Consider the following 16,362-nt stretch of genomic DNA (forward strand, 5'->3'; position numbering starts at 1 on the left):
GGGGAGGTGCCGCTGGTGCTGCTCTCCGGCCATGCGCCGCTCGGCGAACTCGGTCTCGGCGCCTTCCAGGAATTGCGCAATGCCGATCTCGCCGCGCCCGTGACCAAGGCGGCCTGGGTGGCGCAATCGACCGCCACCCTGGCGCAGGACCTGGCCCGCGCCATCCGCATCGCCCGTTCCGGCCGACCCGGCCCGGTGCATCTCAGCCTGCCCACCGATGTGCTGGAAGCGCGGCTCGACCCCTCCGGCATCGCCTGGCCGGAGCCGGCGGCGTTCCAGCCGGAGCCGATGCCGCTCTCGCCCGGCATGGTGGCCGCCGTCATGGCGGAAATCGCCAGCGCCAGCCGGCCGCTGGTCATCGCCCCGCCCGCGCTCTGCACGCCGGAAGGACGCGGGTTGCTGGCCCCGCTCAGCGGCGTGCTCGGCGCGCCGGTGCTGGCCATGGAAAGCCCGCGCGGGGTGGCCGACCCCTCGCTCGGCGCCTTCGCGGAGGTGCTGGCGGAGGCCGACCTGATCCTGCTGCTCGGCAAGCCGCTCGACTTCACCCTGCGCTTCGGCCGGGCGCCGGCCATCGCGCCCGGCTGCCGCTGGATCGTGCTGGACCCCGAGCCCGCGCTGCTCGCCCGCGCGGCGCATCTGCTCGGCGGGCGCCTGGCACTGGCCGCCCTCTGCGGCGCCGCGGAAGCGGCGCGGGCCTTCATCATGCTCCCCGATGCAGGCAATCGACCGGCACCGGGCTGGATGGATAAAGTGTCTGACGCCATCGCCCATCGCCCCGCCGCCTGGGACGCCTATCGCGGCCGCAGCGCCGGCCCGATCCATCCCGTCACCCTCTGCCACGCCCTCGCGCCGCATCTGCGCGACCCGCAGGCCGTGCTGGTGAGCGATGGCGGCGAGATCGGGCAATGGGCGCAGGCGCTGCTCACCGCGCCCGCCCGCGTCATCAATGGCGTGGCCGGCGCCATCGGCCCCTCCATCCCCTTCGCCATGGCGGCGCGGCGGGCGCGGCCGGAGGCCAGCATCCTCGCCGTGCTGGGCGATGGCACCTTCGGCTTCCACATGGCGGAATTCGACACCGCGGTCCGCCACGGCCTGCCCTTCGTCGCCGTGGTCGGCAATGACGGCCGCTGGAACGCCGAGCACCAGATCCAGCTCCGCGACTATGGCGCGGACCGCGCGCATGGCTGCAGCCTGGCGCCGGCCACCCGCTACGACCTGGTGGCCACGGCGCTGGGCGGGCATGGCGAATTCGTGCAGGACGCCGCCGAATTGCCCGTCGCGCTGGACCGCGCCTTCGCCAGCAAGCGCCCGGCCTGCGTCAATGTGCTGATCGAGGGGCAGCCGGCGCCGGTCGTCCGCCGCAAATGACCATGCTGCTGCCGGAGGAATCGCGGCCCGCCGCGCAGCCGCTCTACCTCCAGGTGGAGGCGCTGCTGATGGGCCGCATCGCCGAGGGCCTCTGGCCCCCCGGCACGCCGCTGCCGAGCGAGGTGGAGATCGGCCGCGACCTCGGCGTTTCCCAGGGCACGGTGCGCAAGGCCTTGCAGGCGCTGGAGCGGCGCCGGCTCATCGAGCGCCGCCAGGGCCGCGGCACCTTCGTCGCCGAGCACACCAGCGAACGCGCGCTGTTCCACTTCTTCCGCGTCGCCGATCCCTGGGGGCGGAAGCCGGTGCCGACCAGCCGGCTGCTGCGCATGGGCACCGGCCCGGCCAACAACGACGAGGCGCGGCGCCTGCACCTGCCGCTTGAAACCCCGATGATGCGGCTGCTGCGGCTCAGGCTGCTGGAGGGCAGGCCCTGCATCCTGGAGCAGATCTCGCTCCCCGCCGCGCTCTTCCCGCATTTCACCCTGCCGCTCGACCGCGAGCTGACGGACGAGATGTACGTGCTCTACCAGCGCCGCCACGGCGTCACGGTGATGCGGGCGGAGGAGGAGCTGCGCGCCATCGCCGCCGATGCCTGGATCGCCGAGGCCCTGGCCGGCGCCGCCGGTCAGGTGCTGCTGGAGATCGACCGCGTCGCCTTCGACGTCTCCGGCCAGCGGGTGGAACGGCGCCTCACCTGGCTCGACACCACCGACTGGCGCTACCGGCTGGAATTGGAATAGCGGCCCTCCCCCAATCGGGCGGGAGAGGGCCGCTTGATTTCCTCGGCCCGATTCAGACCTCCGGGCCATGCGGCCCTGCGGTCATCGGGTCGTCGCTGCGGCCCGATTCAGACCTCCGGGCCATGCGGCCCTGCGGTCATCGGGCCGTCTCAGCGCATGAAGCCCTCCACCTCGCGCTCGGCCCAGCCCAGCACGCGGTCCATCGGCTCCTTGCTCTGCACCAGGCGGGCGATCATCTTCGCCTGGATGCCCTGGGTGTACATCTGCACCGCGATGCTGGCCGGCGCCGGGGAGCAGGCGATCGAGGGATGCGCATGGTGGTGCTCCTTGACCGGGTAGTTGAACACCGTCCCGCGCGGCGGCCCGACCGTGGACCAGGTATCGAGGTCGGTCAGGGTGGCGAAGGGCGGGATGTCGTAGCCATCCGAGGCGGCGACCATCTTCGCCACCTGCTCCCGCTGCGACAGGTGCTCCAGCAGCGCCTTGGCCGTCGGCTTGTTGTTGCTGAAGTTCCAGATGCCCCAGAAATAGGGCAGATGCGGCACGTACTGGCCGGCCGGCCCGATGGGGCTCGGGAAGTGCCAGGTCTGCTCCGCCACATGGATCGCGTCGCGCTTGGCCACCGCCCAGGCGGAGGGCGGGTTGAAGATGAAGGCGGAGCGGCCGGAGATCAGCGCCCGGTTGTTGGTGGCGTCATCCGCCGCGAACATCTCGCCGGGGATGTGCTGGAACAGCCGCGCGGCATAGTCCAGCACCTGCCTGACCTTGTCGTTGTTGCGGATGGTGATGTCGCCCTTGGCATCCACCATCTCCGCGCCATGGCAGCGGAACATGGCGCCGATCCAGTCGGTGGCGTCGCTGAAGGTGCCGGCCGGCAGGGCGAAGGGCACCCCCGCCGCATTGCATTTCTGCGCCGCGACCAGGAAATTCTCCCAGGTCCACTGGTCGACGCCGGGGCCGAGCCGGGTCTCGGCCGGATACATCGCCCGCACATCGATGCCGGCATGCTGCTTCATCAGGTCGATGCGCGCCGCCGAGCCCTTGTACTGGCTGCCCGCGGTCGCCGGCACCGCCCGCCAACTGCCGTCCACCTTGCCGAGATACTCGGTGGCCGGATTGGCCGGGCCGTTCTTCTGGATCAGGCGGCCGACGATGTCATCCACCGGCTCCAGGTTGCGCGCCTGGTCGTGCACCTGCCAACTCGGGAAGGCCAGGATGTCGTGGCCCTGGCGGGCCTGCGCCTCGGCGGCGATGGTCAGCAGGTTCTTCATGCCGACCGAGGTGATGAAGTCCATCTGGACCTCCACCCGGTTTTTCTCCGCCCATTCGCCGACGATCTGGCGCATCGCCTCGTTGCCGGTCGGCACCCAATGGTCCCAGAAGCCGACCGCGACGCGGCCCGCCGAAGTCTGGCCATGCACGTTGAACAGCGGCAGCGCGCCGGCCGCCACGCCCAGCCCTCCGGCGCGCAGCACGGCGCGCCGGGTCGTTCCGGTGATCTTCGTCATCAGACCTGGTCTCCCTCCGCCACGGCGGGCTCCTCTCGCACGGGAGAGGCCAGGAGAAGCCCGCGGGGCATTGTTGCCCTTCGCGCAGCGGCGACAGACTTGGCCCCACCGGCCGCTGCCGCCGAATCACGGTCCGGTGCGGTCGGTCCGGAACCGGCTCCGGTGGCGGCGTTGAGGACCCATTGGCCCTGGCGTCCTGGCCGCCTGCATGCGGCCGGAGGGGCTTCAGGGAAGTTATCGCCGGGCCGGCCGCCTATGCGACAGTCCGGCAGGAATGGCGAGGCGCCCGGGCGGCAGCGTCCGGACGGCCGGAGAATGGGAGGCAGGCAGCATGGCTGGCCGGACAGGCAAGGACACTCCCGAGCGGCGGCGGGAATCGGGTCGGGACGCGGGAGGCAGGGCCCCGCCGGAGAGCGCGGCCGCATCGGCAGGCACGGCACCGGAGGCAAGCGCGACGCCGGAGGCAAGCGCGACGCCGGAGGCAAGTGCCGCACCGGAGGCCATTTTCGGGCTCTGGGCGGCCTGGATGGAGGCGGCGGCGAAGGCCATGCCGCGCCCGGCCGGTGGCGAGGCCGGCCAGGGAGCACCAGGCCAGGGCACCCCGTGGTGGACGGTGCCGCCCAGTGAATTCGGCGATGCGATCCTCGCCGCCGGCGCCAAGCAGGCCACCGCCATGCTCACCCGGGACCCGATGCTGAAGGCGATCGACCGGGCCTGGAACGCCAATCCGCTGCGCGAGGTGGTGCCGGTGGACTGGGCGGAGGTGGCGCGGGCGCTGCGCACCGTCTGGCTGCGCTCGCTCAGCCGGCCAGCGACGACCCTGGCCGCAGCGGCCTCGCTCAACGCCTCGCTCTGGGGCGCGGCGATGGAGGCTTGGCAGGATGCGGCCCGGCGCTGGACCGGTGAAGCCGCCACTGGCAGCGCGCCGGCGGCGGGCGACAAGCGTTTCGCGGCCCCGGAATGGCAGGCCAACCCGGTCTATCGCAGCCTCCGCGATGCCTATCTGCTCGCCTCCGACTGGCTGCTGCGGCAGAACGAGGCGGATACCGACCTCGACCCGGCCGAGCGGGAGCGGCTACAATCCCACCTCCGGCAATTCGTCGATGCGATGAGCCCGAACCTGCTGCTGGCCTCGAACCCGGTGGCGCTGAAGCGGGCCGTCGAAACCGGCGGCGCCAGCGTGGCGGAGGGCGTGCGCAACCTGCTGGCCGACCTCAAGGCCGGCCGGCTTTCCATGGTGGACGAGACGGCCTTCGCGCCGGGGCGGAACCTGGCGCTCACCCCGGGCAAGGTGGTGCACCGCAACCGGCTGATCGAGCTGATCCAGTACGAGCCGAGCACGCCCAACGTGCATGCCACGCCGCTGCTGATCCTGCCGCCCTGGATCAACAAATACTACATCCTCGATATGCAGCCGAAGAACAGCATGGTGCGGTACCTGGTGGCGCAGGGCTTCACCGTCTTCGTGGTGTCCTGGAAGAATCCCGACGCCTCGATGGAGGACACCACCATCGAGGACTACATGGATCTCGGCCCGCTGGAGGCGAGCGACGTGATCCGCGACATCACCGGCGCCAAGCAGGTGAACGTGATGGGCTACTGCATCGGCGGCACCCTGCTGGCGATGCTGCTGTCGGTGCTGGCGGCCAAGGGCGACAACCGCTTCGCCTCCGCCACCTTCATGGTCTCGCTGCAGGATTTCTCCCGGGTCGGCGATACGGCGGTGTTCCTGGGCGAGCCCGGCATCGACTTCGTGGAGCAGCAGATGATGGACCGCGGCTATCTCGACAGCCGCGAGATGTCCAACATGTTCAACCTGCTGCGCTCGAACGACCTGATCTGGGCGAATGTGGTCAACAACTACCTGCTCGGCGAGAAGCCGCCGGCCTTCGACCTGCTCTACTGGAACAGCGACGGCACCCGCATGGCCCGCACCGCGCATAGCTGGTACCTGCGCAACACCTATGTCGAGAACAACCTGATGGTCCCCGGCAGGATCCAGTTGAAGGGCGAGGCGATCGACCTCGGCCGCATCGCGCTGGATGTCTATGCGGTGGGGGCCGAAAAGGACCACATCGTGCCCTGGGATGCGGCCTGGCGGATCACCCAGTTGGTCGGCGGCAAGGCGCGCTACGTACTGGCCTCGTCCGGGCATATCGCCGGCATCATCAACCCGCCGGGCGGCAAGGGCATCTACTGGACCAACGAGGACAAGGCCGAGAGTGCCGAGGCTTGGCGCGCCGCCGCCACTAGGCATGACGGAAGCTGGTGGACGGACTGGACCGCCTGGCTGGCGGAGCGCTCCGGCCCACGGCGGAAGCCGCCCGGCCTGGGCAGCACCGCGCATCCGCCGCTGGAGGATGCGCCGGGCCTCTACGTGCTGGAGAAATAGGCCATGCGCCGGAATGGGGGGGATCGCCGATGAGCGTGACGGATGGGCTTCGCTACCGGGTCAGCGCCAACAACCTCTCGCGCGCTTCGGAGAACAAGATCCATGACGATGCGGTGGCGCGCCGCTTCGGCTTCACCGGGGCGCTGGTGCCGGGGGTGGAGGTCTATGCCTATGCCTGCCACCCCGCGGTGCAGCGCTGGGGCCGCGCCTGGCTGGAGCGGGGCCGGCTGGAATGCCGCTTCCTGAAGCCGGTCTATGACGGGAAGCTGGTCGAGGTGACGGCGGCGGAGGAGGCGGAGGGCGGGCTGGCGCTGCGGGTGGAGAGCGAGGGCGTGCTCTGCGCCACCGGCCGCGCTGGGCTCGATGCTGCCGCGCCGCCGCCGGCAATCGCGGATTGGCGCTGGCAGGCACCGCCGGAGACCCGCCCGCCGGCGGATGAGGCCAGCCTGGCGCCGGGCACCTGGCTCGGCACCAGGCCGCTGCCGCTGACCCCGGAGGTCGCCGCGGACTACCTGCAAGGGGTGGGCGAGACGGAGACGCTCTATGGCGATGAGGGGCTGGCGCATCCGGGGATGATCCTGCGGCAGTGCAACCAGGCGCTGACGCAGAATGTGGTGCTCGGGCCCTGGATCCATGTCGGCAGCAAGGTGCAGAATTTCTCGGCTGCCCGGCTTGGCGAGACGCTCTCCGCGCGGGCCCGGGTGGTGGCGAATTACGAGGCCAAGGGGCACCGGCTGGTGGATCTCGACGTGCTGGTGATGGCCGGTGGGGAGCGGGTGCTGGCGCGGGTGCTGCATACCGCCGTGTGGCGGCCGCGCGGAAGCGGCTAGGGAATTCGCCGCCGCCGAACTTAACCAAACCCTAACATTGCCCCGCTGGAGCCGTTGCGGGCACCGCCCTACCCTGCGCCCGGGTCCGCGCCTTGCGGTCCTGGGGAGCGGGGACCATGGCGGACCACGAAATCGAGCCGGTGGAGATCGAGGATATCGGCAGCAACCCCGATCCCCGCCGGGCGATCGGCGAGCTGATCGAGGAACGGCTCTCGCGGCGCACGGCCCTGCGTGGGCTCTTCGCGGCGGGCGCGGCGGCGGTGCTGACCGGCCCGGCCGCGGCGGAGGTTCCGGCGCGGCCGGCGCATAGCACCGGCAATTCGCCGGAGGCCGGCCCCTCCTCGCTGCGCTTCCCGGAACTGCGCCACCAGCTTGCCGAAGGCGATGCGGTGGCGGAGGGGCACAGTATCCAGACCCTCATCCGCTGGGGCGACCCGATCCTGGCGGATGCCCCGGAACTCGACCCGGCGGCCCAGACCCCGGAGGCCCAGGCGCGGCAATTCGGCTATAATTGCGACTACCTGGATTTCTTCCCGCTGCCGCGCGGCGCGGGCGGCAGCGACCACGGGCTGCTGGTGGTGAACCATGAATATGCCAGCCCCGGGCTGATGTTCCCGGGCCTTGGCGCCGGGTCCCAGGCCAGGCGCCACGTCAGCGAGCAGCAGGCGCGGATCGAGATGATGGCGCATGGCGGCTCGGTGGTGGAGGTCCGGCGCGAGGCCGGGGCCTGGTCCGTGGTGCGCGAAAGCCACCTGAACCGCCGCATCACCGCCGAGACGCCGATGCGCCTCTCCGGCCCCGCCGCCGGCCACCCGCGGCTGCGGACCGGCGCCGACCCGGAGGGCCTGACCGTGCTCGGCATGCTGAACAATTGCGCCGGCGGCAATACGCCCTGGGGCACGGTCCTGACCTGCGAGGAGAATTTCAACCTCTATTTCGGTGGCGAGAGCGCCGAGACGGGGCCGGAGGCTGCCGCCCGCCGGCGCTACGGCATCCAGAAGCAGGCGAGCTATTCCTGGGGCCGGCACGAGCCGCGCTTCGACCTGGACCGGGAGCCGAACGAGCCGAACCGCTTCGGCTGGGTCGTGGAATTCGATCCCTACGACCCGGAGAGCATGCCGGTGAAGCGCACCGCGCTCGGCCGCTTCAAGCATGAGTGCTGCACCCATGCGGTCTCGAAGGACGGGCGCGTGGCCTTCTACGGCGGCGACGACGAGCGCTTCGACCATGTCTACAAATTCGTCACCGCTTGCCCTTGGAACCCCGCCGACCCCGCCGCCAACCGCGACCTGCTGGACGAGGGCACGCTGCACGCGGCGCGCTTCGAGGCGGATGGCACCATGCGCTGGCTGCCGCTGGTGCATGGCGAGGGGCCGCTCACCGCGGCGAACGGCTTCGCCAGCCAGGCCGATGTGGTGATCGAGGCGCGCCGCGCCGCCGGCCTGCTCGGCGCCACGCCGATGGACCGGCCGGAGGATGTCGAGACCAACCCCGCCAATGGCCGCGTCTATGTCATGCTCACCAACAATGGCCGCCGCACCGCGGAGCAGGTAAACCCGGCCAATCCGCGCCCGCGCAACATCCATGGCCATGTGGTGGAGATCATCCCGCCCGGCGCCGGTACGCCGGAGGTGGATCACGCGGCCATGGAGGCGCGTTGGGAGATCTTCCTCGCCGCCGGCAAGCCCGGGGTCGATCCCGGCGCGCAGTACCACCGCGCCACCAGCGACGAGGGCTGGCTCTCCTGCCCCGACAATTGCGCCTTCGACAGCCGCGGCCGCATCTGGATCTCGACCGATGGTGCGGCGGAGAATGCCGGCGTGGCGGATGGGCTCTATGCCGCCGACACGGTGGGGCGCGGCCGGGCGCTGACCCGGCTCTTCTACCAGGCCCCGACCGGGGCCGAGGTCTGCGGCCCCCGCTTCACGCCTGACGACACCACGCTCTTCCTGGCGATCCAGCATCCCGGCGAGGACCCCGGCAGCACCTTCGACAATCCCTCCACCCGCTGGCCCGATTTCCAGCCCGGCACGCCGCCGCGGCCGAGCGTGATCGCCATCACCCGGCAGGGCGGCGGCCGGATCGGCTGAGGCATGGATGACCTTCGCAGGTCATCCATGGCTTCCCGGCACGGCGGGCCAAATCGTCTGGACGTCCGGGTAGCGGCAGCGCAGTAGTGGCTCAGGTCACACGCGATGTCCGGGAACCCGAACGGTCCATGCCCCGCAAAGCTCCGCCCAGCAAGCGGAAACCGCCCCGCGAATCGCCCTCCCCTGGCCGGCAATACGCGGCCCTGCCCTTCGCCGAGCGCGAGGGGCAGACCATGGTGCTGCTGGTGACGAGCCGCGAGACGCGCCGCTGGGTGCTGCCCAAGGGCTGGGCCGAGAAGCGCCTGGCGCCGCATGAACTGGCCGCCAAGGAAGCCTTCGAGGAGGCGGGCATCCTCGGCCAGGTCATGCCGGAGGCGATCGGCAGCTATGCCTATCTGAAGCGCGTGGAACACGGCCGCACCGTGACCTGCGAGGTCGAGGTCTTCCCGCTGAAGGTGGAGCGGCTGCTGGAGGACTGGCCGGAAAAATCGGAGCGCGAGCGCCGCTGGTTCGCCATGGCCGAGGCGGCGATGGCGGTGGATGAGGGCGACCTCGTCACCCTGCTGCTGCGGCTGGCGGCCCCCTTGGCCTGATCCCGCTGGACCCATGCGCCGCGCGGGGAAAGACTGGCGATGCCGCAGCCCGGGTTACAGGGACGGCGGGGGAGGGAAACGCGACAATGGCACCCATCGTGCTGATCCATGGCGCCTATCAGGGCGGCTGGATCTGGAACCAGGTGGCGGCGCGGCTGCGGGCGGCGGGGCATCTCGTGCTGACGCCCACGCTCGATGGCTGCGCCGAGCGGCAGGGCCAGCTCCGGCCCGGCATCACCACCGAGAGCCAGGCCGAGGAGCTCGCCGGCCTGCTGTTCAACCACGACCTGCGCGATGCCGTGCTGGTCGGCACCAGCACCGGCGGCATGGTGCTGGCCCGCGTCGCGGAACAGGCACGCGACCGCGTGGGCCGGCTGGTCTTCGCCGATGCGCTGGCGCTGCGCGACGGGGAGCGGCTGTCCGACATCGTGCAGCGCCCGACGGCGGTGAATACCGCGCTGACCAGCGGGCCGTCGCGCCAGGATGCCGAGACCCGGCTCTTCGCCGAGTTGGAGCCGGCGCGGCGGGACTGGGTGCTGGCGCGCTATACCCAGCACCCGATCGCCGCCATGGAGGCGCCGGTGCGGCTTCCGCAATTCTGGCAGCAACGCTGGCAGGCCAGCGTCATCTGGTGCCGCCAGAGCGCCAATCCGCCGGAGGTGCATCAGCGCCGCACGGCGGCGGCGCTGGGGGCGGCCTGGCATGAACTCGACACCGGGCATTACCCGATGCTGACCAGGCCGGAGGACCTCGCGCGGCTGATCCTGGCGGGGTAGCCCGGGCGCGAAGCCCGGACCGGTCACGGGCTGCCCGGGGATGGCAGGTGGTCCGGCCCCAGCGGGCGCAGGCGGATGCCCGGGCGCAGCCGCCGATAGGGATAGACCGCCGGGTCGGCGCGGTAATAGCCCGGCGCCAGCACCACGATGACGGCCTCGGCAATCGGCTCGAATTCGCCCCGGAAGTGGCAGGTGGATTTGAGGCCGAGGATCTTCTGCTGCCGCGGCTCGATGCCAAGGTGCTGGAAGGGCGCCTGGTCCAGCGCCTGCATGCGCTTGGTGGTGACGGCAACGGAGACGCCACCGGTGGTCAGCAAGGCCATGGGGCCGAGATCGACCGGCCGGTTGCCGGAGACGCTGCCGGTGGTGTTGAACCTGCCGCTGCCCAGGCGCGTGACGCGGAAGGTGCCCTCCAGCGACGTCACCCCCTCCGGGCCGGTGCGGCCGCCGAGGGCCAGCGCGATCTCCGCTCCCTCGCCGGCCGCATGCGCGGCCCTGGCCGCCTCGGGATCGCAGAGGAAGCCGACCACGGCGTCCTCGGCCCCCGCGGCGACAAGGGCCCGGATCAGCCCCGTCGTATCGGCATTGCCGCCGCAGCCCGGGTTGTCCTGGGTATCGGCGATGACCACGGGCCTAGAGGCGGTCTTCGCCAGCCGCATGGCCCGTGCCACGCCCTCCTCCGGCGAGACCATCTCCACGGCGAAATTCGGCTCCTGCATGGCGATCTCCCGCAGCAGGCCGTCGGCGGCGCGGTCGGCGGCCTCCTGCGTCCAGGCATGCGCGATCACCGCAGGGCCGCACCAATAGAGGTCGCTCGGCGGAAAGCCGGCAAGGTAGGAGAGGTTGACGAGATCGCCCTCCGCCACCCTGGAGCGTGAGACGATGGTTTTCGAAGGCTCGACCAGGGTGCATTGGTCGTTCAGCGGAATCAGGAAGGGCGTCTTCCGCAGCGCCCGGCCCGCGGGCCGGCCGCGCTGCAACAGAAGCTGCATCGCCTTCGCGGCACGCTGGCCGGTCTCGGCCCGGTCCACATGCGGATAGGTGAGATAGGCCACCAGCCCATCGGTATTCGCCACCATCCCGGGCGTGACATTGGAATGGTAGTCCAGGCTGATGACGACCGGCACCGTCTCGCCCACCACGGCGCGCACCCGGCGCAGCAGCTCGCCCTCGCCATCCTCGAAGGGCGCGCTGACCATGGCGCCGTGCAGGTCGAGATAGACGGCATCCACCGGCATGGCTTCCGAGAGGCGGCCGATCAGCTCGCCCGTGATGCGCTCAAAGGCATCGGCGGTCACCAGGCCGCCGGCACCGCCGCTGGTCCAGAGCAGCGGCACCAGCTCATGCCCGGGCTGCATCTCCTGCATGAAGCCGGCCAGCGCGAAGGAGGAGCCGCCGAGCCATTCGAAGACCGCCTCGCCCCGCACCAACGGCGGACGGTCGCGGTGGCTGGCGAAATAGGCGTAGTCGGTATCCGGTTTCACGAAGCAATTGGTCTCGTGATGGAAGCCGCCGACGGCGATCCTGGCCATGCTCGTATCCCCCCTGGTGATGTCCTCAGCCCGGCAACATGCCGATCTCGCGCAGCAGCGGCGGCATGGTGCGGAACAGCTCCTCCACATGCGCACGGTAGCCGCGGGCATCGCGCCGCCAGGGCGCCAGGTTCAGGCGGGCAAGGAGCTGCGCATGTTCCGGGTCGTCGGCCATCGCCAGGAAGGCGCGCTCGTAGACGGCGGCGATCCCGGGTGGCAGGCCGCGCGGGGCGATGAAGCCGGTGGGCAGGGCATGCAGCACGTCGAAGCCCTGCTCGCGCGCGGTCGGCACCTCGGGCCAGCGCGGGAAGCGTTCCTCCGCCGCGACGGCAAGGACGCGCATCTGCCCGCCCTCCACCATGCCAGCCACGGCGCCGAGCGAGTCGAAGACCAGGTCGACCGTGCCGGCCATGGCGGCATTGATCATCTCGGCGCCCCCGGCGAAGGGCACGAAGAGCAGCCGCGTGCCGCTGCGGTGCTCCAGCACCTTCATGCCGACCGGCGGGTTGGCGGCGGTGCCGCCGGCGGCATAGGAGAGGCCCTCCGGCTTCGCCCGGGCCCGCCCGACCAGGTCGGCCAGGCTGCGGATCGGGCTGTCGGCGCGCACCGACCAGCCCCAGACCAGGGCATTGGTGCCGGCGAGATAGGTGAAGTCCGCCAGCGGGTCGTAGGCGACGGGCTGCACCATGGCGATGCGGAACACCGCCTCGGTCACGCCGCCGATCACGCCGCCATCCGGCCGCTGGTTGCGCAGATAGGCGGTGCCGACCGAGCCGGAGGCGCCGCCGCGATTCTCCACGACGAAGCTGCGCTCCAGGTGCCGCGAGGCGATCTGCGCGGCGCCGCGCAGGTAGAGGTCGATCGTGCCGCCCGGCGTCCAGGGGCAGACCAGCCGGACCGGCCGGTCCGCCGGCTGCCCCCGCGCCGCGATCGGCCAGGCCGCGGCCCCTGCCAGGAGCGCGCGCCTCGGGAACGCCGTCATGGCAACCGCCGCAGCGTATCCTCGACCAGCCCGCAGCAATCACCGAGCACGTCGGCGATGCGGTTGCGGTCGCGGACGAGCTGCACCTCCAGCATCCACCGCTCCTCGCCATCCGGCAGCCGGCCAAGCCGCGGCACGTCGTAGAGGGAGGGGATCATGCTGCCCTGCGGCGTGTAGCCATAAGGGTCGTGCCCATAGGTGCCCTTGGCGGTGCTGGCCAGCGGCACCAGCATGCGCGAGAGGCGCTTGAGGCAGGCATTCAGCACCTCGGCCGGCCCGTCATCGGTGACGCTGCCCTTCGCATAGCGCGCCCGCCATTCGCCTGCTGCCGCCTCCAGCCGCTGCGCCGCAGCCTTGAATGCCTCGGCCCGGGCGAGGGCGCCCGGCAAGCCGATCGTCCCGCCGGCCGGCGCCAGGGCCGTCAGCCGCTCGATGAACTGGTCGGCGACATGGACGAATTCGAAGGGCAGCACCGGCGCGGTGCACAATTCCCAGAGCCAGCCGGCATAGACCCGCAGATGCAGCTGCATCTCGTCCCAGTCCAGCTTGTCGATGGTGTTCTCGATGGAGTGGTGCCACCAGCCGAGGGTCGCCAGCGCGGTCCGCTTCAGCTCCTCCTCCGTGAAGGCGCCCTGCCCCGCCAGCATGGGCACCCCGAGGCCGAAGAAGGAGGAATCGCCGGTCTTCACCGCCCGCCGCCAGGAGGCCGGGCGGGTGCCCAGCACGCGCTTCTCCACCGCCTGGTGGAAGCCCTTGAGCTCGGCATTGGAGGCGGTGCCCCAGCGCGTGGTGCCGATGCAGCCGGGCTGGTCGATCTGCAGGTAGGCGACGGCATGGTCCCGCAGCCGGTCCCAATTCCGGTCCACATACCAGGAGGAGCCGATCATCGTGCCGGTCTCATGCGCGGTCCAGAAGCCGAGCACCAGGCCGCGGCGCAGCTTGTCGCGGTGCTGCTGGAAGACCCGCGCCAGTTCCAGGATGCAGGCATTGCCGGCGGCATTGTCGGTGGCCTGCGGGCCCGGCCAGGAATCCTGGTGGCCGCCGACCACGACGAAGTCGTCGCTGCCGGGCGCCTTGATCTCGCCGGTCGTGATCTGCACCGGCCGCCAGCCATTCTCGACATTCGCCCGCATGCGGACGCGCACCGGGCCCTGGCCGATCATCTCCCGCAGCTTGAGCCCGGCGGTGCGGGCGATGCCGATGCAGGGCAGGGTCGGCATCTCGGTCCGGAAGCCTTCCGGGGTCGGATTGCCCCAGGCCGGCTTGACGCTGCCGAAGGGCACGGCGGTATTCCCGTCATGCCCCCAATTCATCATGATGCAGCCGGTGGAGCCCATCAGCCCGGCGATGCGCTGCTTCTCATGCCGCGCCGGATGGTAGGACAGTTCGGAAAGCGTGATCTTCCCGACCGCATCCTGGCCCTCATATTCCTTGAAGTCGCCGGAGCGGACGTCGATCACCTCCCCCGCGATGCCCTCCGGCAGGGTCGGCAGGCTGTGGCCGAGGGTATTGGCCTCGATCGCCAGTTCGACGGGTGCCAGCACCTGCAACTCCCCCTTCCCCGGGAAGCTGACCAGGCCGGGCATTTCGTGGACCTCGGCGCTGACGCCGGCGGCCCGGAGTGCGTCGCGGCTATACTCCGCCATGCGCTTCGCATTGGCCGAGCCGGCCAGGCGCGAGGGAATCGCCGTGGTGATCCGCTCCACATGGGCGCGGACATTCGCGGCGGAGACGGCGGCAATGATCTGCTCGGACACTCAAGCCTCCCTGGTCAGTGAAATGCTTCGGCGCAGGCGGTCATCCACCCTGCGCACCGGCCCGCCGCATGACACCGCCCCATTTCTCGAATTCCTCCCGCAGGATCCTCGCCTGTTCCTCCGGTGTGGTGCCGAGCGCGACATAGCCGCGGTGCTCCAGGTCGCTGCTGACCGCAGGCTCGCGCACCGCCGCGACGAAGGCGGCACTGAGTTGCTGGATGATCTGCGGTGGCGTTCCGCCCGGCGCGTAGAAGCCCCAATGGGCCGCGACGACCACCTCGGGCAGGCCGGATTCGCGGAAGGTCGGCAGGTCAGGCATGGAGGGCAGGCGCTGCTCCGCGGTGGTGGCGATGGCGCGCACCGAGCCGGCCTCAATGAGGCCCTGGATGGCGCTGATCGCGGAGAAGGTGATGTCGATATGGCCTCCGACCAGGTCATTGGCCGCCTGCCCGGCGCCGGCATAGGGCACATGCGTCAGCTTGATGCCGGCGGCCTCCTGCAACAGCAGGCCGGCGAGGTGGGCGGTGCCGCCAACGCTCCCCGTCGCATAGGTCAGGCGCCCCGGGCTGGCACGGGCCAGCGCGATGACATCCTGGAGCGAATGCGCAGGCAGGGAATTGCGCACGATCAGCGTCGTCGGGCCGGAGACGGCGAAGCTGATCGGCATGAGGTCCTTGAAGATATCGAAGGGCAGTTGCCGGTTCAGCGTGGGCAGCACGGGCAGGGTGGTGTCGATGATGAGCAGCGTGTAGCCGTCCGGCCGGGCCCGGGCGACCGCCTCGACCCCGACCACGGTGCTCGCGCTGGGCCGGTTCTCGACCACGATGGGTTGGCCGAGCCGCTCGGCGGCACGCGGCGCGATAATCCGGGCCACCGCATCGGTATTCCCGCCCGCCGAGAAGGGCACGATCAGCCGGATCGGTCGGTTCGGGGAATTCCTGCGCCGCCGCCTGCAACGGCGCCGCTGCAAGCAGGCCGAGGCCGAGCAGCCCCGCCCGGCGGGAGATGGGAAGGCTTCGCATGGAAAGGGTCCTGTCAGGCATATCCACCATCCACCGGAATCACGACGCCATTGACGAAACTTGCGAGGTCGGAGGCCAGGAAGGCCACGACCTTGGCGATCTCCTCCGCGGTGCCGAGCCGCCGCAACCCGATGCGGTTGAGGATCGCCCGCTGGCCTTCCTCGCCATAGCTGGCCCATTGCCGGTCGCGCGCGGCATTGGTGCGGACCAGGCTCGGCGCGACGCTGTTCACGGTGATGCCATAGGGGCCGAGATCGGACGCCAATTGCCGGGTCAGCCCGACCACCGCATGCTTCGCGGCGGTATAGGCCTGCACGCCATGCAGCGATGCCTGCAGGCCGGCGCGCGAGCTGATATTGATGATCCGACCCCGCCCTGCCTGCTTCATGCGCGGAACCGCCGCGCGGCACAGCACGAAGACGGCGTCGAGATTGATGCCGAGGATGCTGTCCCAGTCGGCATCGGCGACCTCCTCGAAGGCCCGCGGTGTCTGGCCGAGCGAGCCGCCGGCATTGTTCACCAGCACGTCGATCGCCTGGCCCGCCTCCTGCTCGACCGCGCGGATCCAGGCGGCGGCCGCCGCGCGATCGGTGAGATCGACGACCTCTGTCGCGACCCCGGGCAGCGCGCCGATGGAGGCCAATGCCTCGGCGGCGCGGTCGGCAGCGTAGATCCGCGCACCGAGCCCGTGGAAGAACCGCGCGATGGCGCCGCCGATGCCGCCGCCGGCGCCCGTCACCGCGACGACCTGGCCCTGCAACCCGAGATCCAT

The 16,362-nt window shown here is 71.0% G+C and carries 13 protein-coding genes; 7 read left to right on the top strand and 6 right to left on the bottom strand.

The window, feature by feature from the left end; all coding sequences use genetic code 11:
• The first annotated feature begins 6 nt into the window (after nt 1-6).
• Together KSF81_RS31640 and KSF81_RS22080 are read left to right on the top strand one after the other, a co-directional pair.
• Nucleotides 7-1,368: a thiamine pyrophosphate-dependent enzyme gene (locus KSF81_RS31640; protein WP_217380788.1), complete on the top strand. Its 1,362-nt coding sequence runs from the start codon at nt 7-9 to the stop codon at nt 1,366-1,368.
• Between the two features lie 2 nt (nt 1,369-1,370).
• Nucleotides 1,371-2,108 (top strand): GntR family transcriptional regulator, encoded by a 738-nt coding sequence (locus KSF81_RS22080; protein WP_254453688.1) that lies wholly within the window; start codon nt 1,371-1,373, stop codon nt 2,106-2,108.
• Nucleotides 2,109-2,257: 149 nt separating this feature from the next.
• Here the strand turns inward: KSF81_RS22080 and KSF81_RS22085 are convergent, their stop codons facing one another.
• On the bottom strand, nt 2,258-3,616 hold the full coding sequence (locus KSF81_RS22085; RefSeq protein ID WP_217380790.1) for an ABC transporter substrate-binding protein: 1,359 nt from the start codon (nt 3,614-3,616) through the stop codon (nt 2,258-2,260).
• Between the two features lie 547 nt (nt 3,617-4,163).
• Here KSF81_RS22085 and KSF81_RS22090 point away from each other — a divergent pair.
• The 5 genes from KSF81_RS22090 (at nt 4,164) to KSF81_RS22110 (ending at nt 10,297) form a co-directional block, all read left to right on the top strand.
• Nucleotides 4,164-6,008, top strand: coding sequence for an alpha/beta hydrolase (locus tag KSF81_RS22090; protein ID WP_217380791.1), 1,845 nt, complete (start codon nt 4,164-4,166; stop codon nt 6,006-6,008).
• Nucleotides 6,009-6,037: 29 nt separating this feature from the next.
• Nucleotides 6,038-6,838, top strand: a complete 801-nt coding sequence (locus tag KSF81_RS22095; protein WP_217380792.1) for a hypothetical protein — start codon at nt 6,038-6,040, stop codon at nt 6,836-6,838.
• A 116-nt stretch (nt 6,839-6,954) separates the two neighbouring features.
• Entirely contained in the window at nt 6,955-8,928 is a 1,974-nt protein-coding gene (locus KSF81_RS22100) for a PhoX family phosphatase (RefSeq protein WP_217380793.1), read from the top strand.
• Between the two features lie 128 nt (nt 8,929-9,056).
• On the top strand, nt 9,057-9,521 hold the full coding sequence (locus KSF81_RS22105; RefSeq protein WP_217380794.1) for an NUDIX hydrolase: 465 nt from the start codon (nt 9,057-9,059) through the stop codon (nt 9,519-9,521).
• An 86-nt stretch (nt 9,522-9,607) separates the two neighbouring features.
• The gene (locus KSF81_RS22110; protein WP_217380795.1) at nt 9,608-10,297 is read left to right on the top strand and encodes an alpha/beta fold hydrolase; all 690 of its coding nucleotides are present in this window, start codon (nt 9,608-9,610) and stop codon (nt 10,295-10,297) included.
• 23 nt (nt 10,298-10,320) lie between these two features.
• Here the strand turns inward: KSF81_RS22110 and KSF81_RS22115 are convergent, their stop codons facing one another.
• The 5 genes from KSF81_RS22115 to KSF81_RS22135 form a co-directional block, all read right to left on the bottom strand.
• Nucleotides 10,321-11,829, bottom strand: coding sequence for a M81 family metallopeptidase (locus tag KSF81_RS22115; protein WP_217380796.1), 1,509 nt, complete (start codon nt 11,827-11,829; stop codon nt 10,321-10,323).
• 25 nt (nt 11,830-11,854) lie between these two features.
• Nucleotides 11,855-12,811 (bottom strand): tripartite tricarboxylate transporter substrate binding protein, encoded by a 957-nt coding sequence (locus KSF81_RS22120; RefSeq protein ID WP_217380797.1) that lies wholly within the window; start codon nt 12,809-12,811, stop codon nt 11,855-11,857.
• Nucleotides 12,808-14,568 (bottom strand): M28 family peptidase, encoded by a 1,761-nt coding sequence (locus KSF81_RS31645; protein ID WP_217380798.1) that lies wholly within the window; start codon nt 14,566-14,568, stop codon nt 12,808-12,810. Before KSF81_RS31645 ends, KSF81_RS22120 begins: the two co-directional genes overlap by 4 nt.
• A gap of 40 nt (nt 14,569-14,608) precedes the next feature.
• Nucleotides 14,609-15,442, bottom strand: a complete 834-nt coding sequence (locus tag KSF81_RS22130) for a tripartite tricarboxylate transporter substrate binding protein (protein ID WP_217380799.1) — start codon at nt 15,440-15,442, stop codon at nt 14,609-14,611.
• Between the two features lie 161 nt (nt 15,443-15,603).
• Nucleotides 15,604-16,362, bottom strand: coding sequence for an SDR family NAD(P)-dependent oxidoreductase (locus KSF81_RS22135; RefSeq protein WP_217380800.1), 759 nt, complete (start codon nt 16,360-16,362; stop codon nt 15,604-15,606).

Source organism: Siccirubricoccus sp. G192 (assembly GCF_019084075.1).
Classification (GTDB): Bacteria; Pseudomonadota; Alphaproteobacteria; order Acetobacterales; family Acetobacteraceae; genus G192.